Annotated in this window: 26 protein-coding genes; 12 read left to right on the forward strand and 14 right to left on the reverse strand. The window is 65.1% G+C overall.

The features are described 5' to 3' along the window. Positions 1-261 precede the first annotated feature (261 nt). Together QZX79_RS16205 and QZX79_RS16210 are read left to right on the forward strand one after the other, a co-directional pair. Entirely contained in the window at positions 262-1122 is an 861-nt protein-coding gene (locus tag QZX79_RS16205; protein WP_294569872.1) for an SDR family NAD(P)-dependent oxidoreductase, read from the forward strand. 256 nt (positions 1123-1378) lie between these two features. Beyond that, positions 1379-2854 carry a glucose-6-phosphate dehydrogenase gene (locus QZX79_RS16210; protein WP_294569873.1) on the forward strand — a complete coding sequence of 492 codons (1476 nt, stop codon included), beginning with the start codon at positions 1379-1381 and terminating at the stop codon, positions 2852-2854. A 554-nt stretch (positions 2855-3408) separates the two neighbouring features. On the opposite strand, the gene QZX79_RS16215 is transcribed toward QZX79_RS16210, so the two are convergent. Continuing rightward, positions 3409-4467, reverse strand: coding sequence for a magnesium and cobalt transport protein CorA (locus QZX79_RS16215; RefSeq protein ID WP_294569874.1), 1059 nt, complete (start codon positions 4465-4467; stop codon positions 3409-3411). 560 nt (positions 4468-5027) lie between these two features. Here QZX79_RS16215 and QZX79_RS16220 point away from each other — a divergent pair. Together QZX79_RS16220 and QZX79_RS16225 are read left to right on the forward strand one after the other, a co-directional pair. Further along, positions 5028-5375 (forward strand): AlpA family transcriptional regulator, encoded by a 348-nt coding sequence (locus QZX79_RS16220; protein ID WP_294569876.1) that lies wholly within the window; start codon positions 5028-5030, stop codon positions 5373-5375. A gap of 317 nt (positions 5376-5692) precedes the next feature. Continuing rightward, the gene (locus QZX79_RS16225; protein ID WP_294569877.1) at positions 5693-6001 is read left to right on the forward strand and encodes a DUF427 domain-containing protein; all 309 of its coding nucleotides are present in this window, start codon (positions 5693-5695) and stop codon (positions 5999-6001) included. Between the two features lie 310 nt (positions 6002-6311). Here the strand turns inward: QZX79_RS16225 and QZX79_RS16230 are convergent, their stop codons facing one another. Further along, positions 6312-6485 carry a hypothetical protein gene (locus QZX79_RS16230; protein ID WP_294569879.1) on the reverse strand — a complete coding sequence of 58 codons (174 nt, stop codon included), beginning with the start codon at positions 6483-6485 and terminating at the stop codon, positions 6312-6314. Positions 6486-6653: 168 nt separating this feature from the next. On the opposite strand from QZX79_RS16230, the gene QZX79_RS16235 reads away from it, so the two are divergent. Next, on the forward strand, positions 6654-7157 hold the full coding sequence (locus tag QZX79_RS16235) for a tetratricopeptide repeat protein (protein ID WP_294569881.1): 504 nt from the start codon (positions 6654-6656) through the stop codon (positions 7155-7157). Positions 7158-7181: 24 nt separating this feature from the next. On the opposite strand, the gene QZX79_RS16240 is transcribed toward QZX79_RS16235, so the two are convergent. Next, positions 7182-7628, reverse strand: coding sequence for an NUDIX domain-containing protein (locus QZX79_RS16240; protein ID WP_294569883.1), 447 nt, complete (start codon positions 7626-7628; stop codon positions 7182-7184). A gap of 91 nt (positions 7629-7719) precedes the next feature. Here QZX79_RS16240 and QZX79_RS16245 point away from each other — a divergent pair, with 91 nt between their 5' ends. Together QZX79_RS16245 and QZX79_RS16250 are read left to right on the forward strand one after the other, a co-directional pair. Continuing rightward, entirely contained in the window at positions 7720-7857 is a 138-nt protein-coding gene (locus QZX79_RS16245; RefSeq protein WP_294569885.1) for a hypothetical protein, read from the forward strand. Positions 7858-7874: 17 nt separating this feature from the next. Further along, on the forward strand, positions 7875-8351 hold the full coding sequence (locus QZX79_RS16250) for a histidine phosphatase family protein (RefSeq protein WP_294569889.1): 477 nt from the start codon (positions 7875-7877) through the stop codon (positions 8349-8351). Between the two features lie 119 nt (positions 8352-8470). Here the strand turns inward: QZX79_RS16250 and QZX79_RS18625 are convergent, their stop codons facing one another. Further along, complete coding sequence (locus QZX79_RS18625) at positions 8471-8839, reverse strand: NUDIX domain-containing protein (RefSeq protein WP_366485083.1); 369 nt, start codon at positions 8837-8839, stop codon at positions 8471-8473. 77 nt (positions 8840-8916) lie between these two features. Next, positions 8917-9507 carry an NADPH-dependent FMN reductase gene (locus QZX79_RS16260; protein WP_294569893.1) on the reverse strand — a complete coding sequence of 197 codons (591 nt, stop codon included), beginning with the start codon at positions 9505-9507 and terminating at the stop codon, positions 8917-8919. A gap of 539 nt (positions 9508-10046) precedes the next feature. On the opposite strand from QZX79_RS16260, the gene QZX79_RS16265 reads away from it, so the two are divergent. Both QZX79_RS16265 and QZX79_RS16270 read left to right on the forward strand, forming a co-directional pair. Beyond that, complete coding sequence (locus QZX79_RS16265) at positions 10047-10370, forward strand: helix-turn-helix transcriptional regulator (protein ID WP_294569895.1); 324 nt, start codon at positions 10047-10049, stop codon at positions 10368-10370. Positions 10371-10415: 45 nt separating this feature from the next. Continuing rightward, positions 10416-11486 carry an NADH:flavin oxidoreductase gene (locus tag QZX79_RS16270; protein WP_294569897.1) on the forward strand — a complete coding sequence of 357 codons (1071 nt, stop codon included), beginning with the start codon at positions 10416-10418 and terminating at the stop codon, positions 11484-11486. Positions 11487-11770: 284 nt separating this feature from the next. Here QZX79_RS16270 and QZX79_RS16275 read toward each other — a convergent pair whose 3' ends face one another. From QZX79_RS16275 to QZX79_RS16290, 4 genes are all read right to left on the reverse strand, one after another. After that, entirely contained in the window at positions 11771-12775 is a 1005-nt protein-coding gene (locus QZX79_RS16275; protein ID WP_294569899.1) for an LLM class flavin-dependent oxidoreductase, read from the reverse strand. Next, positions 12772-13746, reverse strand: coding sequence for an NADP-dependent oxidoreductase (locus QZX79_RS16280; RefSeq protein ID WP_294569901.1), 975 nt, complete (start codon positions 13744-13746; stop codon positions 12772-12774). The genes QZX79_RS16275 and QZX79_RS16280 overlap by 4 nt, the downstream gene beginning before the upstream one ends. A gap of 145 nt (positions 13747-13891) precedes the next feature. After that, positions 13892-14809 carry an NADP-dependent oxidoreductase gene (locus QZX79_RS16285; RefSeq protein WP_294569902.1) on the reverse strand — a complete coding sequence of 306 codons (918 nt, stop codon included), beginning with the start codon at positions 14807-14809 and terminating at the stop codon, positions 13892-13894. 106 nt (positions 14810-14915) lie between these two features. Next, complete coding sequence (locus tag QZX79_RS16290) at positions 14916-15644, reverse strand: SDR family NAD(P)-dependent oxidoreductase (RefSeq protein ID WP_294569903.1); 729 nt, start codon at positions 15642-15644, stop codon at positions 14916-14918. 281 nt (positions 15645-15925) lie between these two features. On the opposite strand from QZX79_RS16290, the gene QZX79_RS16295 reads away from it, so the two are divergent. Continuing rightward, positions 15926-16531, forward strand: coding sequence for a TetR/AcrR family transcriptional regulator (locus QZX79_RS16295; protein WP_294569904.1), 606 nt, complete (start codon positions 15926-15928; stop codon positions 16529-16531). A 231-nt stretch (positions 16532-16762) separates the two neighbouring features. On the opposite strand, the gene QZX79_RS16300 is transcribed toward QZX79_RS16295, so the two are convergent. Beyond that, positions 16763-17107, reverse strand: coding sequence for a ParB family protein (locus tag QZX79_RS16300; protein WP_366485080.1), 345 nt, complete (start codon positions 17105-17107; stop codon positions 16763-16765). A gap of 734 nt (positions 17108-17841) precedes the next feature. On the opposite strand from QZX79_RS16300, the gene QZX79_RS16305 reads away from it, so the two are divergent. Further along, positions 17842-18525: a DUF2848 domain-containing protein gene (locus QZX79_RS16305; RefSeq protein WP_294569906.1), complete on the forward strand. Its 684-nt coding sequence runs from the start codon at positions 17842-17844 to the stop codon at positions 18523-18525. Positions 18526-18989: 464 nt separating this feature from the next. Further along, positions 18990-20411 (forward strand): NAD(P)/FAD-dependent oxidoreductase, encoded by a 1422-nt coding sequence (locus tag QZX79_RS16310; protein WP_294569908.1) that lies wholly within the window; start codon positions 18990-18992, stop codon positions 20409-20411. A gap of 426 nt (positions 20412-20837) precedes the next feature. On the opposite strand, the gene QZX79_RS16315 is transcribed toward QZX79_RS16310, so the two are convergent. The 4 genes from QZX79_RS16315 to QZX79_RS16330 form a co-directional block, all read right to left on the reverse strand. Next, complete coding sequence (locus QZX79_RS16315; RefSeq protein ID WP_294569910.1) at positions 20838-21242, reverse strand: TnpV protein; 405 nt, start codon at positions 21240-21242, stop codon at positions 20838-20840. A gap of 573 nt (positions 21243-21815) precedes the next feature. Then, the gene (locus QZX79_RS16320; protein ID WP_294569911.1) at positions 21816-22223 is read right to left on the reverse strand and encodes a four-helix bundle copper-binding protein; all 408 of its coding nucleotides are present in this window, start codon (positions 22221-22223) and stop codon (positions 21816-21818) included. Between the two features lie 258 nt (positions 22224-22481). Further along, positions 22482-23276 (reverse strand): hypothetical protein, encoded by a 795-nt coding sequence (locus QZX79_RS16325; RefSeq protein ID WP_294569913.1) that lies wholly within the window; start codon positions 23274-23276, stop codon positions 22482-22484. Between the two features lie 104 nt (positions 23277-23380). Then, positions 23381-24154 (reverse strand): SDR family NAD(P)-dependent oxidoreductase, encoded by a 774-nt coding sequence (locus QZX79_RS16330; RefSeq protein WP_294569915.1) that lies wholly within the window; start codon positions 24152-24154, stop codon positions 23381-23383. Positions 24155-24501 lie beyond the last annotated feature (347 nt).

Raw genomic sequence — 24501 nt, forward strand, 5'->3', positions numbered from 1 at the left:
GTCATCGGACTCCAGCAATCCGACCGCAAACCCAAAACCAAACCCCACACACCCCCCACCGAACCCGTCACCGTCGCCGTACGCTGCGGCGGCACAGCCACCCAACACCCCACCCGCACCGAACCGGGGGCTTGAACAACTCAGCTGACGTGCCCCGCCGGCGCGCTGCGCTTGCCGTGCCCGACACACCGCGCCCCTGAAGAACAGTACCGTCGTCCATGCGCACGGCGATTGACGATTCACAAACGAGAGCAGGCCGTAATGTCCAGGGACAACAAGGTGTGGCTCATCAGTGGTGCGGAGCGCAGCTTCGGCCGGATTTGGGCTGCCGCCGCGCTCGAGCGTGGAGACCGGGTAGTGGCTGCCGTCCGTGATCCTTCCAGGCTGGCTGACCTCGTCGAGGCGTACGGCGAGGCGGTCATGGTGATCAAACTGGATGGCACCGACCAGAGTGCCGCGCGGTTAGCGGTCAAGCAGGCGGCGGAGCATTTTGGGCGGCTCGACGTCGTCGTCACCAACGCCGGGTACGGCCAGTTCGGCGCCCTCGAAGAGGTCACGGAGCAGGAGTTCCGGACACTGTTCGAGACAAACATCTTCGGCGCCATCTGGCTGACGCAGGCCGTGATCCCCGTATTACGCGCTCAGGGCAGCGGCCACATCCTCCTCGTTGGCAGCATTGCCAGTCTGACCGGGTACCCGAACACCGGCGCTTATCATGCCTCAAATTTCGCCCTGGAGGGCCTGGCCGGTTCGCTGGCGCCGGAGGTTTTATCATTTGGAATCAAAGTGACGGTCGTTGACCCCGGTACCCTCGATTCGGACTCCCTGGAAGGCACAGCGCAGCCTGCCAGCAGGCTGCCCCTCTACGACATGGTTCGCACTGCCTTGCCCGACGGCGGTGGGAACGAGCGGCCCGAGGCCACGGGCCCTGCGATTCTTGCCCTGGTCGACACTAGGACCCCCCCTTTGCGGGTCCTGCTCGATGGACCGCGGTCGCACATTGTGAAGGCCATGGACCCGCAGATGCGGGCGCGCCTTTGGTCCTTGGGGAGGCCTCTCCACCCGGGGCAGTCCGACGAAAGGCTGGCACGCCTTGGATCCCTGGGAAGACGTCTCCATTGAGGGCTCACCCGCTGGGCGGGGCTGTGGGGTTCTGCGGGGCGCCTCCGCCGGACCGTGCCCGTGCACGCGCCAGGAGTGGTTGGAGTTCGGCGGCCACCCCTGATCAGGCTCAGTTCCGCCCCGCAGCAAGGTGGGCTGCCGGCAGCGCACCCTTAGGAACGTGTCAGGGGTGAGGCGGGGACATCGGCTTTGGCCGGTTGGAGCAATCGAGCCGGGTAGACAGCACACGTGCATCAATGAGTGACAGGGTGACGATATGGACACTTCCTCGCTGGCGGGACAGGACAACCTCTCCCTCGAGGCCGATAACCGCGTCAAAACGCTGCTGATTCTGGGCGCCTCGGGCGACCTGACCGGACGCCTTCTCTTACCGGGTCTGGCGAGGTTGATCCGGCTCGGGCGTGTTGACGGGCTGAAGCTCGTAGGGGCCGGCTCGGATGACTGGACGGACGGGCAGTGGCAGGAGCGCATCGACGGCGCCTTCGCGAACGCCATGGGTAAGGCCGATGACGCCGGGCGCGCGTCGCTGATGCGGGTGCGCAACGAGAGCTCATACCGTTTCATTGACGTCACGCAGGACGGGCTGGCCGGCCTCGTACAGACTCTCGAGGGTCCGGTCGCGATATATTTCGCCCTGCCCCCTGCCGTCAGCCAGGCCGCGTGCAGCGTCCTCGGTGCGGATTCCCTGCCCAAGAACACGCGCCTCGTCATGGAAAAGCCTTTCGGGACGGACCAGTCCAGCGCTCACAGGCTCAATGAGATGCTCGTGAATCTTGTGCCCGAGCACAACATCCACCGTGTGGATCATTTCCTGGGCAAGTCGACGGTGTTCAACATCCTTGGCCTGCGCTTCGCGAACCGGGTCCTGGAGCCGGTCTGGAACAACCTGCACATTGAGAAGGTCGAGATCATCTTCGATGAGGACCTCGCGCTTGAGAACCGCGCACGCTATTACGACGGCGTGGGCGCCCTGCGCGATATGACCCAAAGCCATCTTCTGCACGTCATGGCCCTCCTGGCACTCAATGCACCGTCGACCCTGCGTGAGAGGGACCTGCGTGACCATATCGGCTTGACTCTCAGGGCCAGTACCGTGGATCTGGACAACCCCGGCAGCAGCCGCCGCGCCCGGTACACCGCAGGCATGATCGGTGACCGGCAGATCCCCGACTACACCGCCGAGCCCGGCGTGGACGCGTCAAAGGACACCGAGACTCTCACCGAGATCACCGTCTCGATCAACAACGAGCGCTGGTCCGGTGTGCCCTTCATCCTAAGTTCCGGCAAGGCGCTCGGCGTCAAGCGCAAGGAGGCCGTCATCACATTCCGGCCGGTCAGTCACCTTCCGGTCGGCTTCACCGGGCGGGACGAGCCGGCGAAGCTGCGCATCGGGTTCGGACCGGACACGCTGCAACTCGAGCTCGACGTGAACGGACCGGGTGATATTTTTTCACTGGACCGTACCACCCTCAGCGCCCAGCTTAATGAAACGGACCTGCTCCCCTACGGAGAGGTGCTCGACGGCGTCCTCGCCGGAGATCCCACGCTTTCGGTACGCGGTGATACAGCAGAAGACTGCTGGCGCATCATCGAGCCGGTCCTCAAAGCATGGGCGGAGAACCGGGTGCCCCTTGAGGAGTACCGTGCCGGCTCGATCGGACCCGCATCCTGGCCTTCCTCGCACGGCAGGGCCCGCAATCTGAACCCGGCTGATCCGCGGATGGAGCATTGAAACTGCAGGTGCCGAACCTGGGGTGGCCCGGGGAACAATGGACGATTCTGCTCGGTAACGCCTCGGCAGCCGGACCGGCTGCCGAAGCATCCATAGAGGAGGCGGTGCGGCGGGCTCGGGGCGGACGCGCGTGACCATCGCAGGGCCGATGCCCCACGCATGATCCCGCGCACTGCGCGGTGAACCTGTCCCCGCGGATGGCTCTTGCACGCCCCCATGCACTCATTCGTGCTCTCGTCTGGCCGGCGGCGGGTCGCGTAGCATCCGCACACGGCCCGGTGATCGTGTTCACCGCTGGCAGTCCGTTTCCTGGAATACGGCTTCTCGGCCAACCGGGTCCGGCCCCGGCCCGGACCCTGCCGCGGTTGCGGCCGGCTGCCTAAGGGGCAACCGCGCGGGTTTTGTTCGGCGGCAACTCGTCAATGGAGCAATCCGGGAAGGCGGGCATCACCGGCATGGGCCCCATGTGGAGGTACATCAACCGCCTCTCTCCTGGCGCTGATCCGGTGCCATCGGACCGCATCGACGTGCCGCCGTCCACTGCTGCGGCGGCCCTAGAGCCATTTACGGTATTTGAAGGACGCATACAGTCCCAGACCTATCAGAACCATCAAGGCGATGGAGAACGGGTAGCCGAAGGCCCACTCCAACTCCGGCATGACCCTAAAGTTCATTCCGTAGATGGTGCCGACCAGCGTCGGACCGAACAGGATGGCCGCCCAGGATGAGATCTTTTTCACCTCCTCATTCTGTTTCAGGCTGGACTCTGTAAGGGTGCGCATCTCCTCATTCTGTCTCAGGCTGGACTCTGAAAGTTTGCGCATCTCCTCGTTCTGACGCTGGCCCACGAGGGCGGCGTGGACCGTCAAGGCGTTCTGCAGCAGGGCGCGGAACGCATTGACCGTGTCCACGATGAGCTGGACCTGGTCCTGCACGTCGCGCAGGCCGTGCTGCACTTCCGGTTCGAGCCCATACTTTTCCGCGCCTGCCTGTAACGCCTCGAGCAGGGGGACAAGGGGCTGGGTTGCCCGCTGCAGGTCAATGACCTCGCAGGAAAGCGCGTAGATCCGCCGGGCGACGTCATTGTCGGTTTCAAAAAGCTGGTCCTCAATTTCGTCGATGTCATTCTGCACACCGGCGAGGACCGGCAGGTACTGGTTGATCACCTCATCCAGTAGGGCGTGCAGGACAGCCTGTGGGCCCTGCGCGAGCCGGGCCGGGTCCGCTTCCAGCTGGCGGCGCACCATGCCGATATCCAGCATCTCGGCATGACGGATGGTCACGACGAAGTTCGGTCCAACGAACAGGTGCAGCTCACCGAAATCGACTTTCTCGACATCATCGAGGTACCGGGCGGGCCGGAGCACCAGAAACAGGGTGTCTCCGTATCGCTGCAGCTTCGATCGTTGGTGGCCCTGCATTGCGTCCTCGACCGCCAGCGGATGCAGCCCGAACTCATCGGCCACTGCCTGAGTTTCCTGCAGCTCCGGCCGGTACAGCCCGATCCACGCCATTCCTTGGCACTTCTTCAGGATGTCAAATGTCTCTTCAAGGCTCTGGGGGTTTTCGGTCCGATACCCCCGTGCGTAGACCGCATTGTCGATGATGGACACGGATGCCGCCTTTCTAGCGCCTACCAGCCACGCTACCCCGGTATCGCGCGCCTCGATCTGCCATAGCGCGGCAATTGCCGCCGGCAGAGGGGTGCGGGGTGTTTCCTCGGTTCTCGCAGATGCGGGGTCCGGGCTGCGCTCTCCTCGGGAGGGGCCGCCTCAATAATCCGGAGTCTTACGTGGGACCCAAGTTCCCAGCTCGCTCCGCTTGCCGACCTGCCGCGGGCGGTCCCTTTCTGGGTGGGTGCCGGCTCTACGGCAGAAGCTTCTTCAATGGCCGCTGCGCGCCTGTTCTTTTTCGACGGCTGCGCCGTCCCTTCCGGCTGCCCAGCGTACCGCCTGCTCCTCTCGGGGCAAGCCTGCGCCGGGGGCTTTCGCGGCATATCCTCACTCGCTGCGCTCCCTCCGGTATTCCACGGACCCTCGGACTCCGGCTGGCCCATTCACCCCGCAGGCAGGGAAGGCACTTCGTGCGGAAAGGAACGGTGTCCAAAACCCATACCCACGCCCGGTTCGCCCGGCGGATCGGACGGCGGACTGACCCGAGGAGAAGTGCTGTCATGACAACCGAGAAGATCCTGCTCAGCCCCCGCGAGGTGGCCGCGCACTTCGGTCTATCCATCCGGCAGCTCGCCCGGTGGCGACGGGCCGGCACCGGGCCACCCTGGTACGCCCTCACACCCCGCACCACCCGCTACGACCCCGCTGATGTCAGTGCCTGGCTAAGCGGTCCTACCGCGGCGCAGCCCCTCCAAAAGAAGAACGATCCGCCATCGTCGGCGCCAGGAGAACAACCCCGACACCACCCCACCGACGACCGCGGCCGCCTAGCCGCCGACGTCGGCCAGCCCGTCCGCAGCCGTACCGACTTCCAGGCCTACCGGCTGGACGGACGGCAGAAAACCTGAAGCGGTATTCACACCTCTTTGTGGGCCCGGTACCGGATCGTCCACTGAAGACTTCCAGGGGTGCCGGTGCACGAAGGGTACCTGCGGCAGGCCGGGGACGATAGAGGCGACATCGGTGCCCGGGGCGTGAACCGTCGGTGCCTGGCGTGCTCCCTTGCTCGGGTACGGCACCGGTCCGGGGAAGGACCCCCCGACCTCCCGCTTGGGCGGCCGGATCAGTCATGGTCCCCGTGGACGTCCTTCCGCCGGAATGCACTTCACACCCGGCGCGATAACTGGAACAGTGGGACCAAGCAGCACACGGGCATGAAACCTTGATGGAACCGAGGAACCATGGCAGGGCAGTCTGTAACGAGCCGACCTCCGCAGAGTCTGCGGGCATCGTGATGGTCGAAGGCAACCAGCCCTTCCCGAAGGCCTCCGTCGAAGAAGGATTATTCCGGCAGAGCCCTCCGCAGGGAACTCGCCCGTCGACGGGTCGGGAAGAGTACACCAACCGTGAGATGGACGGCACGCAGAGCGTGGATGCCGCATGGACCTACCCACAGCCCAAGGACTCCGCACAGAACATCAGGGAGCATTATGCGTTCTGGCGCGATGTCGCCGTGACTGAACTGACGGACTGAAGTCGGACAGTTCAGGCAATGAAGGACAAACGCTGGCCCTTCTCTTCCCGACGGAGTCAATAGGCGGGGTGCAGGAGCGCGAAAGGGAGGCGGTCGAGTGGGTTCCGGCTCCGGCAAGCGCGCCCCGCTCCTGGTCGGACTCGGCACCTCCCCGGTCGACGGTGACCCCCGCTGTGGCGTTGGCGCCTGTCCAAAAACCCGGCCGCTGTCTCTAGGCAGGACGGGCCGGGAACCCCTCGTGGGTCAGTCCATCATTCTGGCCCCCGGGCTGGAGCCGTGAAGCATCGTGGACCAGCGCCGGAGACGGGGTTCAGTGGAGGGGGTACTTCATATACACATCGGCCCGGCGGTAGGGCAGCGGGCCAAGGTCCGAGAGGGGTACATGGACGAATCCCACCGATTCGTACAGGTGGACCGCGTTGCCGAGTTTCGTGCTGCTGCCCAGGAACAGTTCCCGGGACGAGATGGGCTGCACGACCACCAACGGCACGTCCATCTGCCCGCCGTGAGACCCACCGGGACGCGGCACCGTCCCCCCTTTACCGACCACCGCTTAAGAACCGTTCTCGTACGTGCCCACGTGGGGCTCACTTGCGTACGATGACCGATCGGCTTACGGGCGCGTCCAGCGCGCTTGTGCGAGAGTGGCGTCATGCCTTTGGACGAAGAGCTCGACCTGATCTTCGCGGACCGGGACCGCGACAACATGCAGCCAACCATTGATGCTTTGCTCCCCCTCTGCGCATCCCACCCGGAGAACGCGCGGGTGCTCTACGAGGTCGGCGGCGCCTATGACACGGCCGGCCAGGAGGACATCGCACAGGGATTTTACGAGAAGGCGCTGGCTGCCGGGCTGGAGGGTGACCTGCTGCGCCGGTGCTACCTGCAGTACGGATCGACACTGAGAAACCTGGGCGAGTACGAAAAGTCGGGCGAGATCTTCGGGAAAGCCCGTACCGCATTTCCCGGGTCCCCGGAGCTCGGAGTCTTCGAAGCCATCACCCTCCACGCTGCCGGCCAGCCGAACGAATCCATCGCCTTGTTGCTGGAGGTGGTGGCGGAATTCGTGGGGACCCCGGACATCCAGCGGTACAAACCCGCAATCAACGGGAACGCGGCCTACATCCGCTCCCTGGAGGAGACGAGACCGCGGTAGCAGGCGAGTCCCATTGAGGGGTCCTTACCGGGCGGTGTTTCCCGCGAGCATGGAACCGAGCAGAGCGCCGAATCCTGCTGCGAGAACGTGTGCATCGGTGAGAGGTATCCACCAGCAGGTCCAGCTGGTGCCCGCGCCGCTATGGGATGGGTTGGACTCTCCGGCTGTCCACCGCTCAGCCACGTCGGCGGCCGTCATCCGCATCTGGAAATAGTGCCGCACGGCGACCTCGTCCCGGGTCGGCCTGAGGTCATAGCGCTGAATGCCGAGGCAGCGCACCACCTGGCCGTGCCGTCCGGTTTCCTCGAAGAGTTCACGGACCGCAGCGTCCTCCGGGGACTCTCCCGGCTCGACTGAACCGGCCGGGATCTGCACCCCGGTCACAGTCATCGGCATCTCGTCGTGGGTGAACACCAGGAGGTGCCCCTCGTGAACGACGTAGCAGGCGACTTTCGCGGCGTCCCGGGGCATCCCCTCACTCTAGGGTCCGGCACCCTGTGTTCACCCGATTGGTTCGTGGACCGGTGTCCGGCGGGTAGGAACAGGCGGATACGCTCCAGCGATGCGCAGCATCTACATCGCCACCCATCCCGAGGCCACCCACGTCACCAAAGACCTGGTCGGGGGCTGGTACGACTCCTCCCTCACCACACGAGGCAGACGGATGCAGAAGACATCGCCCACCATCTCGTGGGGCTGATTCCGGAGGGAGGCAGCGTGCATCTGGTCACCTCGGACCTGCTCCGTGCCCAACAGACCGCGGACCCGATCGCCCGCGCACTCGGCATCCTGCCCGCCACCGACCCGGACCTGCGGGAGCGGTCCTACGGCGAAGCCGAGGGAAAAACACCCGGAACAACCCCGTTCCTCGCCCCGCCTTCGGGGCCCGGCCGGATGGACCATCACCCCGGCACTCCCGGAACCGAAACCCGCCGCCAGTGGGCAACCCGCGCCTACCGCGCCCTCGACCGGGTACTACAGGCCGACGCCGAACACTCGATCATCGTCACCCACGGCGGCACCCTGACCTACCTCATCAGCGCGTGGATCAAACTGCCCCTGGACGACGCCGGCCACGCGAAGTTCTCCGCCACACCAGGGGGCATCACCCGCCTGCGCGAAGACGGCTTCACCCACGACCGCTGCATCATCGAACTCAACCATTCGGCCCACCTCAACAATGTGCCCGGTTGAGGAATCCGCCATAGGAGCGGGTGGAAACCCTCCTGAATGAGTTGGTCTGCGATACGCACCAGATCCGCCGTGTCATCAGGGAAGTACTCCACGCCAGCGGCGTCCAGCTCGGCCTCTGGCTACCACTGCCACCGGGTCACGACCTGTTCTTCCAGCCCGGTCCAGCCGGCAGTTCCCACCGATGGATCAGCGGTCCGGGCGGCAAAGAAGTTCTCCGTCTGGTGCTGGAGCACCCCATGGTTCAGGAAATCGAACCCGCGCTGCTCGAAAGCGCCTTCCAGCCGCGCCCCGGACTGGCCGGTTTCCTCCCCCATCTCGCGATCAGCGGCCTCCAGGAGGAATTCGCTGCCCTCGACTCGTCCACCTGCCATGAACCAGTACCTGCGGCTGTCGCTTCGATCCGACAGATCGCGTCCTTCGAACAGCAGAACGCGTGATGCAGGATCCAGCAGAAAAATCCTGACCGCTACCCGAATACCCTCAATTATTCCGGCAGGTTATAGGGCCGCTGGGGTGACCTAACTACGTTCCGTGCCTTATCGATGCCGGTGGGCGGATCTGCTGCTCATATTTCCCACCCGGAGGAGTACGTTCGGCCTCCGAGCAGTGTGGCAAGTTCCATATGGACCGTCATGGTTTTTTCCAGCCGGTCCAGCAACTGGCCCGAGGGTGCCTCCGGACCGTCCCAGTCCCTGTCCGTGGAGTACACGGCGTAGGGGTTGATGACGCATTTGAAGTCGAGCATCATCGCACCGGCCAGGCCGGTGTAGCCCATGTAGCTGTGCGGCAGGCCTCCGGCGCATATGAAGGTCACGACCTTGTCGAACCAAGCCGCCGTGCGCTGCCCTTCCCAGGTGGCCCCGGTGGTCTCGATCAGATTCTTCAGGTTGCTGCCCAGCCCCCAGTTGTAGACCGGGGACGCCAGCACCACCGCATCGGCCGTACGGATCAGGTCATAAATTTCCTTGAACCGGGCGTTATCGAAGGCCGCACCGTTGTCGAACGCCGGCAGATTCGCCTCGGCCAGATCCACAAGCGCCGCTTCATGTCCGGCGTCCCGGAGCGATTCCACGGCCCGCAGGGCCAGAACCCTGCTCCGGCTGTCCACGTCCAGGCTCGAGGAGATGACCGGCAGCAGCAGCGCGTTGATGGGCATTGGCCCACTCTAGACGGCCGCACCATCCTCTCCGGGCGCACCTCTCGTACCCGGTGGTCGTTGGTGTCGGACTCTCGAAGCGGTTCTTCCTCACAAGGATCACGAAATCACCGAATTAGACCCGTCCGAGAAAGCGTCGCGGTGAGGGATCCCCTACGGGCCCCCCGGAGCTCTGCAAAGATCATCCGCGAGTTTCCTGAAGCGGAGGAAGCACACCAGATACTCATCCTGGTCTCATGCCAGTTCTCGGGGCTTCGTGCCCACAATAATCGCCCCGCTGCTGCGATAAATCCGCCCCTACGAGCCGCCCGCTAAGGGATTCGTCCCAGACACTGACCGGCTAGGAATGTCGTCGGGCGTCCGTGGGCGCCGCAGCCGTACCGGCTCCGGTGCGTTACGGGCACCACTCGCCCTGCCCTGGCTGTGAAGTCGGCAGTCCGGCGCGGGCTGGGTTGTTCTACGCCAGCTATCGTAATACGATCAAACTCGTAATAACGTTCACTATGATCGGAGCAGGTAAAGGTATAAGGAAGGGTTTCATGCGCACGTTGGATCACCCCGATCAGGCTTCTATCTCGCTGGATGGTGTAATGGCCGCGCTGGCCGACCCTACGCGTCGAAGAATAGTCCGCCAGCTGGCAGACGGGCCCCCTGCGCAATACTGCAGTCAGTTCGACCTGCCGGTTTCCCTGTCCACGCAGACCCATCACTTCCGAGTTCTTCGCGAAGCCGGCGTGATCGAGCAGCACTATCAGGGCACGGCAATAGTAGCCACCCTCCGTTTGGAGGATTTGTCTGCTCGGGTACCCGGACTAGTGGAAGCAATTCTTGCCGCTGAGCGCGCCCAGAATCCGTCGCCCTAAAAGCCTGAGCCTGCTCTCGGCCTACACCGAGAGAGATAAACGTTGATGTCACTCCTAGAACCCCTTCACCTCGCCCACGGCCCTGCACTGAAAAACCGGATGCTTCTTGCCCCAATGACAAATAATCAGAGCAACCCGGACGGCACCGCATCAGAGGACGACCTGTCCTGGATAAGTCTCGTCGCCGCCGGAGGGTACTCAATGATCATGACCGCCGGCATGAATGTGCAGCGCAACGGACAGTCATTCGCCGGGCAGCCAGGCATCTACGACGACCGGCACCTTGACGGACTGACCGAAATCGCTTCGATCATCCGCGACGCCGGCAGCGCCTCCTCCGTGCAGTTACACCACGGCGGTGAACGCAGCCTTGGCGGGCAATACGGGCAACCGTACGCGATGTCCCGAGCTCCTGGTGCCCGCCAGATGAGCACGGCCGAAGTAGAGCAACTCCGCGACGATTTTATTACCGCAGCAGTCCGGGCAAAACGGGCGGGCTTCGACGGAGCGGAGGTTCATGGGGCCTTCGGTTGGATCATCTCCATGTCACTGTCTCCGATCGCGAACCGGCGGACTGATAAGTACGGCGGCGACCTGGAGGGACGATCGCGGCTGCTTTTCGAGATCCTTGACGGCATGCGCCGGGAAACCGGTCCTGACTTTCAAATTGGACTACGGTTGTCCACCGAGCGCTACGGTATCTCGCTTTACGAGCTGCGCGACGTAGCGCAGGAAGCAATGCACCGTGAAGCCATCGACTACCTCGACCTGGCCCCTTGGGATGTCAACGCTATTGCTGTTGAACCAGGATTCGAGAATCGACCCGTCCTCAGCATTTTCACCGAACTGGATCGCAAGCGAACGCGGATAGGTACCAGCGGGAAGGTGATGACCGGAGCGCAGGCATCCGCGGTGATGGATGCAGGCTGCGATTTCGTCATGCTCGGACGCGCCGCGATTCTCGAGCCCAACGCGCCCCGCCTCTTCACCGAAAATCCGCACCACCGAGGACCCGAAACACCTGTCAGCTACCAGTACTTGCGCGACCAGGGCCTGAGCGACACCTACGTCGATTACCTCCTACTGGCTTTTCCCGCTCTGGTCTCCGCAGCCTAAGCGCGTTCGGTGTCCGAACGGATAAAACGTGAGATGAGGAGGGGAACGCTCCACCGGAACTCGAAGGTGCTGGTGCTGGTGCTGAAGATGGACGACCGGTCGGCACCTAAGGCTGAAGTGCTTCGGGGCGGCAGCGGTGGGGGCACCGAGTGCCTCGGCCGTGAACCCGTAGTCACGCACCATCTCGATCACTTGCCGATCATCGACGAGGGGCCGAGCGTTGACCGGTCAAGACCACCCCCGAGATTCGTTACAACCGGCCAGTGCGGTGTCTTGGAGGGGTTCTATTTCATGTTCCAGGTGGCGGCGGTGAGTTGAAGGGCTCGGAGGCGGGCCTGGGGCTGCACCGCCTGGGGCACGAGAAGCAGTTCGTCGGCGTTGGAGCGTTCGGCAAGGGTCCGGAGGGTCTGCGCGACCTGGGGACCTGTTCCGAGGGCGGTGTTGTGGAACATTCCGGCTAGTTGATCGCCCAGCCCGGCGTCGAGGACCTCGTCCATCTGCAGGTCGGAGAAGTGGTCGGCTCCGATGTGGGCTGCCGCTTTGCGGCCCTCACTGCGGAGCATCCCGCGGTATTCGGTACGGGCGGCCTCCTCGGTATGGGCTGCGATGAGGTTGGCGCTGACGATGAGGTAGGGCCTTAACACTGTGGGCGATGGTTCGAAGCGGTGCCGGTAGACGGTGGTGGCCTCCTCCATGGCCGCGGGTGAGAAGTGGCCGGCGAAAACGAAGGGCAGCCCGAGGGCCGCAGCGGTCTTCGCCCCGTCGGTGGACGAACCGAGGATGAACACGGGTACGTTGGTTCCGCGGCCGGGAATCGCTTCTACACCGGTGACGGCGCTGTGGTCGCTGAGGAAAGACCGCAGTTCGGCGACGTCGCCGGGGAACTTGGCGGTCGCGGTGGGGTCTCGTCGGAGTGCGCGCATGGTCGCGGGGCTGCTGCCGGACGCGCGTCCCACTCCGAGGTCGATGCGGCCCGGGTGAAGGCTTTCGAGTGTGCCAAACTGTTCCGCGATCGCCAGAGGCGGGTGGTTGGGGAGCATGATCCCGCCGGAGCCGACCCGGATGCGGCGCGTATGGGCGGCAACGTAACCGATGACTATGGAGGTCGCAGCCGATGAGACGCCGGCCTGATTGTGGTGCTCGGTGTACCAGACACGGGTGTAGCCCAGATCTTCGGCATGGCGGGCGAGAGTCAGACTGTGTCCGAGTGCTTCGGCAACCGTCATGCCGGGGGTCGTGATGGTGGTGTCCAGAACGGACAGTGGGAGGGGCGCGGACGGCTCGGTCACATCGTCACGACCACTTTGCCCGGCCTCGCTGCACGGCTCTGCGCCACGACCGCGGCCACACTGTCCTCAAGGGAGTGGACGGCAGCGATCGTGGGGAAGAGCAGCCCGCTGGCCGCGGCGTCAGCGACGTCCTGCATGCCGCCGAATGTTCCTTCCATGTCCATCACGAAGTGGATGTCCACATCGTCTCTGCCCAGTTGCTCGAGGGAGGGTGCGGGGAAGATGATGCTGACGATCCGGCCTCCGGGACGGAGGGAGGCGCCGGCCGAGGGCAGCCGGTCCGCTGGAAGGACGAGATTGAAGACGGCATCGACCTGGTCGGGGTAGCCGGCGGCGTCAAAGCCGACCACCTCGTGGACGCCGAGGTGGCGGAGAAGCTCGCCATCGGCGGCGGACCCGGCGGTGGCGGTGATTCGAGCACCGGCCGCGACCAGAAGCGGAACGAGGGCGGTTCCGACGCCGCCGGTGGCGCCAATCACGAACACGGTTTCACCGGACATGATGTTCGCTGTCTTCATCACCGCGCGTGCGGCGGTGCCGACGATCGCGAGAGCTGCGGCGTGTTCTACCGATACGGAAAAAGGCCGGTGGGCGATGAGCGGGGTGTCGGTCTCGAAGACTGCGTACTCCGCCAGGGCACCGGTGCTCACGGAGGGGCGCGTGTCGGAGGCGATTGCCCGGAGCTGGTGGGGCATGGCTTGCCCGAACACTTCGTCTCCGACCTGGTACGCGCTCACCCCGGGGCCGATCGCGGTCACCGTTCCGGCGAAATCGTTGCCCGGAACGTAGGGGAATGTGATCGGGAAGATGTCCTGGTAGCCGCCGGTGACGACGACGACGTCGGTGGCGTTGATGCTCGCGGCCGCGATCTTGACGAGCATCTGCCCGGCCCCTGGAACAGGGATTGGCAGGTCAGTGACCTCAAGGTTGTCCTTCAGCGGCCCATGGCCGGTAGCGATGAGAGCTTTCATGCGTTCCTCCAGAAGTGGTGCAGAGATTGGCTGGTGCGCGTGCACACCCGTGAGAAGACCGCGGGTCAGCAGGTGCAGCGGGTCAGGTCATGGGCGCCGATTCGGACGAGGTTGCGGCGTAGGGAATCGGCGCCGGCCGGGTTGGCTACACGGTGAGGACGATCTTTCCGCGCAGGTGCCGTGAGGCTTGCCGGGTCACCGCGCTGCGAATGTCGCGCAAGGGGTATTGGGCCGCGATCGATACGGTGAGGGTGCCATCGGCGACCAGGGCGGCGATGGTGGTCAGAGCGTCGGCGGCGGAATTGGCGGCACCCGTTTTTGTGGCCGCGAGGCCGGGGTCCTGGGTCGCGATCGTCGCGACCCGGGACCCGGGCACTCCCAGGGCCAGGGCGACGTGGGCGGTCTCGCTGCCGAACAGGTCCGCCGCAGCGGAAATCCCCCCGGGGGCAATGGCCCGCACCCGGTCGATGAGGCCGGGCCCGTACTGGACCGGTTCCACGCCCAGGCCCAGCAAGAATTCGAATGAGTCCTGCGAGCCGGTTCCGATGACCCGGGCACCAGCAAGCTGGGCGAGCTGGACGGTGAGGACCCCGACACCGCCGGCGGCGCCACCGACCAGAACGGTATCGCCGTGGGTGATGCCCATGGTGTCGATGACCGCGGCCGCGGTGCGAGCCGCGACGGGCAGGGTGCTCGCCGTGACGAAGTCGAGGGAATCCGGAAGGTGCCGCACTTCATCGGTTGCGGGATCGGCGAGAATGAACTCGGCGGCCGCTCGTGACATGGCTCCGCCAAACACCCGATCGCCGACCTTGAACCCGGTGACGCTGTCTCCGACCTCGTCAACGACGCCAGCGAAGTCGTAACCGAACCCGGTGGGTGGGTGCACCCCGAATTCGGCACCGAGGGCATCGTCGGCGATGATCAGCCAGTCCATCGGGTTCAGCCCGGCCGCTGCCGTTTTGATCCGTAGCTGACCGGTCCCGGCGTGCGGGGCCGGAACCTCCCGGACATGCAGCACGTCCGGCCCGCCGAACGCTTCCACGATCACGGACTTGCTCATTTCTTCCTCGCTGTCTCGGCCGTGCCGGGCACAGAGACGTGGGAATTACCGTGATCACCGTCGCGGGACCAGCGTCGGGTGATAATTGGGCAGATCCGATTGCGGGTCATCCGAGGGCCTTTTCCAGATCGAACGCCTGAGGTGGGCCGGTGAGAGTCGCCTTCGCCTCCACCCCGAACCGGTCAAGAATTTCAATCTCGCCGGCTTCCAGGCCATCGAGGGCCAACCGCACCAAATCGATGGGTTCATTCATGGCCCCGTCACGGATCTGCAGACCCGCCACCTTGGCATAATCGCGCATCGTTTCTGTGGCGGTTACCCCGGGCACCAGCGCCGACACCAGGGTGCCCTGCCCTGCCAGCTCCAGGCGGACCCCGTTGGTGAGCCCCCATTCCGCGGATTTCGCCGCCCCGTAGGCGGCATTACCTGCGACGGTGGTCCACGCGACCGCAGAGAGAACATTCAGGACGGCGCCGCCGCCGTTTCGGGCAAGGATCGGCGCGAAAGCCCGGATCATGTGCAGTGTGCCGTAGTAATTCGAGTCCATCGTTTCCCGGATCCCGGACAGGTCTCCGGTCACCAGATCCCCGCCTGCGGTGGAGGCGGCATTATTGATCAGGACATCAACATCGAGGGCGGACGCGGCCGCCGCCGCCACCGACGCCTCGTCCGTGATGTCCAGACGCAGCACGTGGGCCCCGGGAATGTCCACGAGCTCAGGACGGCGCGCCGTAGCGTATACCTTCGCCCCACGGCGTATCAGTTCCAGGGCGAAGTGGCGGCCAATGCCCCGGTTCGCTCCGGTCACAAGAGCAGTACTGTCACGCAGTTCCATAAATTGCCTTCCACTTCATCACCGGGCCGGCCAGACTGGCCAAACCCAACAAACGGACCGGTGGGTCACGTTGAGTTATCGAATCTATACGAATGTGACCCTAGGGTCAACTTTCGACTGGATGACCTCCAGCCGCTTCTGTTGCGGGCCGCGCGCGTGGCCTCCGCAATGGAGCGGGTCAATGCGGGTGTGGACGACTGCGGCGGACTGACTTGGGCCCACCAGCCCCGGGGGTCGCCTTCTAAGAACGGACCGCAAGGTCATCTTGATAGGCTGGCGCTATGATGACTCCGGATCGGCCCCTGCGCTCGGACGCGGCACGCAACCACGAACTGCTGCTGGACGCTGCAGAGATCGAATTCGAGGCCAAAGGCCCCGACGTTTCCGTGCTCGACATTGTGCGCCGCGCGGGGGTCGCCAAAGGAACGTTCTTCCGCCACTTCGCCTCCAAAGATGACCTGATCGCCGCGATTGTGGGCAAGCACATAGGCGCACTGATCGATGTCGCCGAACACCTGGAAGGCGCCGAAGACGCCGGAGCGGCGCTGCTGCAATTTCTGACGGTCGCCTCAGCTCAGCGCGAGCAGTACGACGTCTCATTCCTGCTCCGCGCCGGCGAATCAGACGACCGCGTCTCCGGGGTGCGGACCCGCCTTTACGATTCGGTCAGCGTGTTAGTCGACAATGCGCGGACAGCTGGCGCCATCCGCACCGACGTCACCGCAACCGATGTCATCCTGCTGATGTGCGCTCCCAACCACGTGGTCGAATACTTGCCGTCTCCGGCTCCAGATCTATGGCAGCGGTACCTCGCCATTATTTTTGACGGCCTGCGCCCTGCAGGCGCACATCAGCTACCGGTCCCCGCCCCCAATGACGCACTCTGAGGGACCTGCGCACAAGAAATCGCTCGATCTGCTCGACTGCGAGCTCTCGCGTGCCGGGAGTGGGGAGCGGGACTTCCTCGGGGGCCTGTCTGCCTTTTCCCACTCCTGAATCCCGATACGCAGGCACTTGCCCTCAATGACGAAGTCCCGGTACACCTCGAACGGTCTCCTCCACCTGTCGGAGAAGCACTAATCGCCTCTGCCCTGTGCCGTGTTCCGTGACGAGGAGGTTCACCGGGCCCGGTTTTTCTCTTCTGCGAGGGTCCGCCGGCCCGGGCGCCGCGCTCCGGCCTTGACCGGTGCCCATTTCCTGCCCTGGTTGTGTCTGCGCTGCAGGCGCTTCACTTCCCGCAGCACGGCCGCTTCGATCAGGTCTGTCACCGGCCGGTAACCTTCGGCCTGCCCTGCAGCCAGGAACGCCGCCCGGACCTGGTCTGCGTCCTCCTGGGAGAAGTAGGGGTGAAGGATGCGGGTTCGTTCTTGCTCATCGGCGGTTTGTCGACCTCTGCATCGGTGGATACCTTGCTTGTCCTGTCGCATCGGGGCGCCCTGGCCCGTGGGGCGCCGTGCTTCCATCGATCTCACCGGCGCGGGGAGGAGCCACGCTGGGTGGTGGTGTCCAGTGCCCTGAAAATCAATGCGTACATGTGCATGAAGAGGCCGCCTGGGGCCATCTGCCGGTGCCGCCGAAGGGGCAGTGGGAGGATCGCAAACGTTATGACGGAGCCTTCAAGGAACCTCCCTCAGCCCGCCTGCGCCTGCTGGCTGCCAGACGGGATGCTCACCAGCTTTTTCACAGGGGGTAGCGGCTTGCCGCATCGCATGCGAAGCGGCGGCGGTGCGCGGTGCACGGTAATGCACAGTGGGTGGTGCACGGTGGGTGGTGCACGGTGGGTGGTGCACGGTGGGTGGTGCACGGTGGGTGGTGCACGGTGGGTGGTGCACGGTGGGTGGTGCACGGTGGGCGGCATTGGGCAGTGGGAGCGGCCGAGGTCGCGTTCCGCATCCAGGAGCATCACTGCGGATGGAGTGATCACTCACCGTGGCTCCGGGAGCAAAGCGGCGCCGGTGGCACTGGCCGCTGGACATCCTGAAGCGATAGATTTGTCTGGGCTCTCAGGGATCGGCCGTGGACGGTGCCGGCCGCCCGGCGGCGGGTACAGGACCGTGGCGGCCGTTCACTACGTGCACAGTGAAGGCGCTGAATCAAGCTCGACAAGCCCTGGCCGGCCGCCACTGCCCGGGGTGAGTCCCGGCCGGTGGTGGTCTCGCAATCCGCATGCTCCGATTTGCCGAAGAAGGACGACCTGATGACGACTCTTTCCTTCGACCTGGCGGACGGGACGAGGCAGGACGTCCGGGTAACTCACCTCCTCAATGCCGGCCATTCAGGTGTGGAGGCGGAAAAGGTCGAGGCGCACATTGCCGAGCTTGCCGAGCTGGGCATTCCCGGCCCTTCTGTCGTACCCGCCCTCTACCCCATCTCGCCCTATCTGGCGCAACAGACCGGTGAAGTGAGCGTGCAGCATGCAAGAACGTCGGGCGAGGCTGAGTGGGCTTTGGTCATCACCGGCAGCGGCATCCTGATCACGGCCGCCTGCGACCATACCGACCGTGTGCTTGAGGTTCATGGCGTGGCCTGGAGCAAAAACGCCAGCCCCGATGTCCTGGGCCGGGAAGCGTGGAAGCTTCATGACGTCGAGGATCACCTGGACAGGATCACGCTCCGCGCGTGGGTTGGTTCGGATGGCCGGGAGGAACTGATTCAGGACAGCACCCTTGGCGCGCTGCTCTCCCCCGGCTACTGGCTTGGGGTCCTCACCGACATGGGTCTGCATGAACCCGGCACGGTGCTCATGTCAGGGACCGTGCCCATGATCCAGGGCGTCAACCAGTTCGCCTCGACCTGGCGCGTTGAGATGACCGATCCCGCAACGGGGCACTCCATTGCCGTGGCGTACGAGGTTGTGCCCATGCCTGAACCCATCGGCTGACCAAGGCCCCGGATGGACCCCGACCGGCGCCATGAACCGGTGCTCGAAGCTGCGGGTGAGGCTGTAAGGGTCCTGCTTCAGGGCATTTTCCCCCCGGCCCGCTCGTGACGCCCAGCAGGATCCTGCGGGGTTTATGGCCGATGGTTCACCTCTGGAAATCGCGGGCGGCGGCAAACTGGCACTGCCCTGGGCATCGCGCTGAGCTTCCTTTGATCTGCCCTCTACCTTGAGGGGCTCGCTGTCCCGGAACGGCCGGCCGGAACCCGGTTTCCTCCTGGCGGCCCGGCGGAGGCGGGAATAGAAGGTCGTCATCTTACCGTTACATGGCTACGCGCTGAAGTTCCGCGTTTACCAATTATCGACCGGCCGTTGCGGCCGGGGTGGTTGAGTACAGAATTTGGGTCCGCTACCGGACCGCAGGAGCCAGGCAGACGTCCGGCTCAACCTCTTGGAAGGCATTGACAGTGACTGACGCACAGACAACCGACGTTGTGGTAATCGGCAGCGGGCCCGTAGGACAGACCTTGGCCGCCCGCGCAGTCCGGGGCGGATTGACCGCCGTGCTGGTCGAGTCCGAACTGGTCGGGGGCGAGTGCTCGTACTGGGCCTGCATCCCTTCCAAGGCCCTGATCCGCTCGGGAGCGGCCCTCCACGCCGCACAGTCCCTGCCCGGAGCACGCGAAGCCATCACCGGCAGCCTCGATGCGCAGAAGGTGTTTGCCAGGCGTGATGCCATGGTGGCCAACTGGGACGATTCGGGACAGGCGCAGGGGCTGGCTCAGGCCGGAATTACTCTGGCCCGCGGGTTTGGGCGCATTTCGGGCGAGCGTGAGGTCGAGGTGACGGCCCAGGACGGGACGGTCACCACGATCCAGGCCCGTCAGGCCGTCGTGATCGCCACCGGGTCAGTCCCCGTGGTTCCCCCCATCAATGGGCTCGATGAGACCCCGTTCTGGGGAACCCGCGCCCTTGTTGCCGTTGATGAGGTCCCGGAATCAATCACCGTCATCGGAGCAGGCGCCGCAGGCACCGAGCTGGCCCAGGCCTTCTCCCGGCTGGGTGCGAAGGTGACCATCATCGCCCGCAGCGGGATCCTTGGCGGATTCCCGGCGCCGGCGGTCGAGATTGTCGGGAATGCCTTCGAAAAGGAAGGGATCCGGGTCCTGACCAACACCGGAGTGCGCAGCGTCGCCAAGAACGGCGAGAACGCCGTGACGGTGACCCTCGACAGCGGCGACACCATCGAGTCCGAGCGGCTCCTCGTGGCCACCGGCCGCCGGCCGGCCCTCGACGGCCTCGGACTGGAGGGCCTCGGGCTGAGCCCGGAGGGCCTTCCCTCCGATGCCAGCGGACGGGTCCGCGGCGCAGGTGACTGGCTCTACGTCATTGGTGACGCCGCCGACGAGGTGGTGCTGACCCATCAGGGCAAGTATGAGGCCCGCGCCGCCGGCGATGCCATCGCCGCCCGTGCCGCCGGCACCCTCGGCGACGATATTCAGCCGTGGAGCAGGTTCGCCGCGACGGCGAACTCGTACGCCGTGCCGCAGGTGGTCTTCACCGATCCGGAGATCGCCATGGCCGGACGCACGCTCGAGCAGGCACTCAAGGCCGGCGTCAACGCGTCGGAGGTCTCGCTGCCGATCGCGGTGGCCGGCTCCGCCCTGCACTCCGAGGGCTACACCGGATGGGCGCAGATCGTCGTTGATGAGGACCGCAAGGTCATCATCGGTGCGACGTTCGCCGGGCCGGAGGTCGCCGAAATGCTGCACGCGGCGACGATCGCGATTGCCGGCGAGGTGCCCCTGGACCGGCTCTGGCACGCGGTTCCCTCGTTCCCGACCGTCAGCGAGGTCTGGCTCAGGCTCCTGGAGACGTACGGGCTGTAGAAAGCCGGCGCTGTCGACCGACAGTGGGTTGAGGCGGGAAAACCATTAGGTGTGCCCGGGCGGATGACCGCCCGGGCACACCTTTTCCCGTTGTGGTATCCCGGGCCGGCGGGACCGGCGGCATCCCGGCCGGCGCGCAGAGCACCCGCTTCACGGGGCTCGGCGGATGATCAGCCCCTGCGTACCGGCAAAGGCGGTGCATGACATGGGACCAGCAATTCCACCCGTCGGACGCGAAGGACACGCGTCGTACGACTCCACCGCGCTGCGCGCTATCGGTCCCGTCAAAGGAATCCCGTGCACGCAGATGGGTTTTCCCTGGACATTCGGTGGCCTGCCGCTGATGGACCTGGCCACAGCCCGATGGCGGTGGCGTGGCGGCGTTTTGCTGCGCCGGCATGGAATGGAGACCCGGGGCGCAGGCCTCTACCTTTGGTGGGGGTGATTCTTCACCAGCTTCTGGTACTCATCCAGCAGCTCCTGTTGCAGGCTCAGTAACGAGCGATACCTGGTCCAGATTTCCCGCCGCTGGCGGTCGACTCGGTTTTCCTCTGACGGGCCGTGCTCCGTTTCCTTGACGTTCGGCGTCAGCATCTCGGACCGCACGATTTCCTCGGCTAGAATTCTCGAGGCGTTCAGCCGGCCCACCTTCTCCAGGTAGCTCTCGCATTCAGTATCCGGACCCGCCAGCTTGTACTGCAGTTCCCCCACCTGGTACAGAGCTTCCTCGCCCAGCTCCCGAAACCACTCGTCCGGATCCGGAATCAGGGCGTACTGGGACGAGGCCATGGTCCTCCACCTCTCCTGAGCGAACTTGCCATACTTATTCATTACTGACCTCCTTCGATGGTTCGAATGGAACTGCTTTCCGACGCGCCGATCCATCGGTCGGCAGACGCCTGCCCGGACACTCCCTCCGGCGTTCGCCGTTACTGGTGGAAATGCTGCTCTCCGGATGCCCCATGCCTGCTGGGCCATCGGCATGCGAAGCGCGGATGATGGTTGACCGGTTCGCTTTGATTCGGTTAGGCGGGCAGCATGATGGCGTTGGGTGCGGCCTCGTCTCCACGGCCGATCGTCGCTCTGGAACGGCCAGGGTGCGGGCACCTGTCGTGACCCCCGGTCTCGGGCAGCTGTCGGCGCTTACCTTCAACGTTGTGATCCTTGTCGGCACCCGGATACTTTCCGGGGAGATTCCGTCCGGCACCAGTGGCGGCTCCTCTCAGCCCCTCCGGGGATCGATTGCTGAATGGGGCTTCCCCGGTTCCGAGGATGGCAGACCGGTCGCTCCGGTGGGGTATCGAGGATATGTTTCGTACTTTTCATCTGGCCGAATCCGTGTTGGTGGGAGCGGCGGAACGAATCCGCACTTGGGCGCGGCCGGTCCTGACCGGGCGGAGGTTCTCAGCCTAGGGTGGCGGCCAGTTCGCGGCAGGCTGCTGCGCAGCGGCGGCATGCTTCGAAACAGATCCGGCACTGCTCGTGGTGTCGGGCGTGGGGCTTGCATGCCTTCGCGCAGGCTCGGCAGACGGCTTCGCAGGCGAGCAGCACGGCCCGCACAAGATTGGCGTCGTATGCGGTGTGCCGTGAAAGTACGTTTCCGACACTGGAGCAGATGTCCGAGCAGTCGAGGCAGGCGCGGATGCACTTGGTGAGATTGGGCAGATGATCTTCGCTCAGGCACGCGTCCGCGCAGGCGGTACACACTTGCGCGCATTCGAAGCACGCCTGGATGCACTCAATGAGTTTCTCTCGGTCAATCGTCCCGAGGTCCCGCGGATAGGTGTCCAGCATCAGGCTGACGTTGTCCATGAATCTCTCCCTTCCTCGGCACCGGTTCCGAGGAGCCGGCGAGGTGCTCCTCGTGCGGTTCGAGGCCTGTGGGAGTCATCGTCTCCACTTCCGTCCCGATTATCAATGGCACCCCCGGCTGGCACTGCGTTCTAGGACAGGTGTGGGTTCAGGGTTCCCGTCTTCGGTTCCGCATCAGGGCGCCTTGGACCGCACCCTTCGGCGGTTCCAGCCTCAGCCAACGGACCTCTCACTTCACTGCGACGGCGTCGTCCGCTGCTATGGCGCGGTGCCGCCGGCCGGTACGGGGAGGGAGCGCAGCGCGCGTCGCGCGAGCCGCTTCACTGCCGGACCGTGGTCGCGGCACCACCTCTCAACGGTGGAGGACGCCCACGCGGGGTGGTCGCGGCTCACGTCATTGACCCAGTTCGCAACGGAATCCTGCACATATTTCGATGCCGTGGGTGCAACTTTGTCCAGCAGTGCCGCCGCGTGGGCCGGTTCATCCTTGAAGAGGGCGATGTGCCGGCTCCACACTCCCCGGGGTCGCAGCGACTCAACCGCGAAGCGGCGTAAGAGCGGATCCTCGCTCTGGGCCACCGGCCACAGCTGGTCCATGACGACCAGCGGCTGCGCCACCGCCAGGTCCCGCAGTGCCAGCCATGCCCATTCGCGCACCGCAAAGTGGGAGTCGGCGGCGAAGGGGACCAGCAGTTTGACCCGCGACCCCGGGTCGCGCGTCACCAGCACGGTAGCGAAGGCACCCCAGCCTCTGACGGTGTCACTTGGTGAGGCCAACGCCGTTTCGGGAGCCGCAGCGCCGAAGTGCTCGAACATCACGGCCGCTCCTGCCCTCATACGGTCGAGAAAGCGCACCGCGTGCATCCGCGGCGCCTCCCCTGCAAGCGCCGGGAACTGGGTGGTCAGGAGCTGGCCCATGTCCAACGCCATCTCCTCCATATGGTTGACGCTTGGAGCACCTCGGACAAGTCTGGCGAGCACCTCGGCGGGAACCAGGCCGGGGTGCCGTGCTCCCCGTCGTGCGGCGAACAGACCCTGCTCGGCGGCGTCCATTCAGAGCCTTCCGGCGCGGGGGCGGCGGACCACGCCGCGCGCCGTCGCATCTGCCCGACCGCAGATTTTCGCTCCGGGTGGGGTACCGGGGTTCGGTGGGTGGCTCATGCGGGAAGACCTGCGGTGACTCCTCCGTCGACCGGAACGACGGCGCCGGTGATGAACGCGGCACGGGCGGAGGCCAGGAACACGATCAGGTCCGCAACCTCGTTGGGCTGTCCGATGCGCCCGAGCGGGTGCATCGGGCCGAAGGTCGGCAGGACCTCGCGGATCTGCTCGGCGCTGAGGAAGCTTTCATAGATCGGCGTTTCGACCGCACCGGGCTGGACTGCGTTGACCCTGATGCGGTGTACGGCCAGTTCGATGGCCAGGTTGCGGGTCAGGGCCTGCCGGCCGGCCATCGCCAGGGAGAAAGCCGCGGTCGGGGTCGCCCCCACCGCCATCGCACCCCACAGCGATCCGGTGTTCACGATCGCCCCGCCGCCGCGGCTGATCATCTGCGGCACCGCGGCCTGACTGGCGAAGAAGGTGCCGCGCACAATGGGATCAAGGTAGCGCTCCAGGTCCTCCGGCGTGTGATCCAGGAAGCCCTTGGGAGTGAAGACCCCGGCGTTGTTGACCAGCACGTCCACGCCGCCAAAGCGGTCAACACCCACCCGGACCAGTTCCTGGCTGGTGGCCGGATCGGCGATATTGCCGGCGACGGCATCCACCCGGTCCCCGCTGGGGTCAAGCTCGGCCAGAGCGAGCTTGAGTTTATCGGCGTTCCTGCCGTTGATGACGACGCGGGCGCCTTCGGCCAGGAAACGGGCAGCGGCGGCCTTGCCGATACCTGAACCGCCGCCGGTGATCAGAACAACCTTGTTTTCAAATTCCATGGAACTCTCCTTCTACATCTGCTGATGAATGGACTTGATGTGCTGGTGGATGGCCGACGTCGACCCGGGCCCCGGTCTGCTCCTGGCCCCGCCCCGGCTGGAAGGACGCTCGCGGCGCTGCCGCTTTTTCAGGGTGCGCCGGTCATGGCGGGCAGCGGATGTGCTGCAGCGGATCATGCCGCGGGCTCAGGGGTCATACTCCCGGGTGCCCGTCCCCGTAGGCGTTGATAGGTGTGCGGGTGGGGTGTTGGGTGGCTGTGCCGCCGCAGCGTACGGCGACGGTGACGGGTTCGGTGGGGGGTGTGTGGGGTTTGGTTTTGGGTTTGCGGTCGGATTGCTGGAGTCCG

The organism is uncultured Arthrobacter sp., from assembly GCF_902805515.1.
Taxonomy (GTDB): Bacteria; Actinomycetota; Actinomycetes; order Actinomycetales; family Micrococcaceae; genus Arthrobacter_D.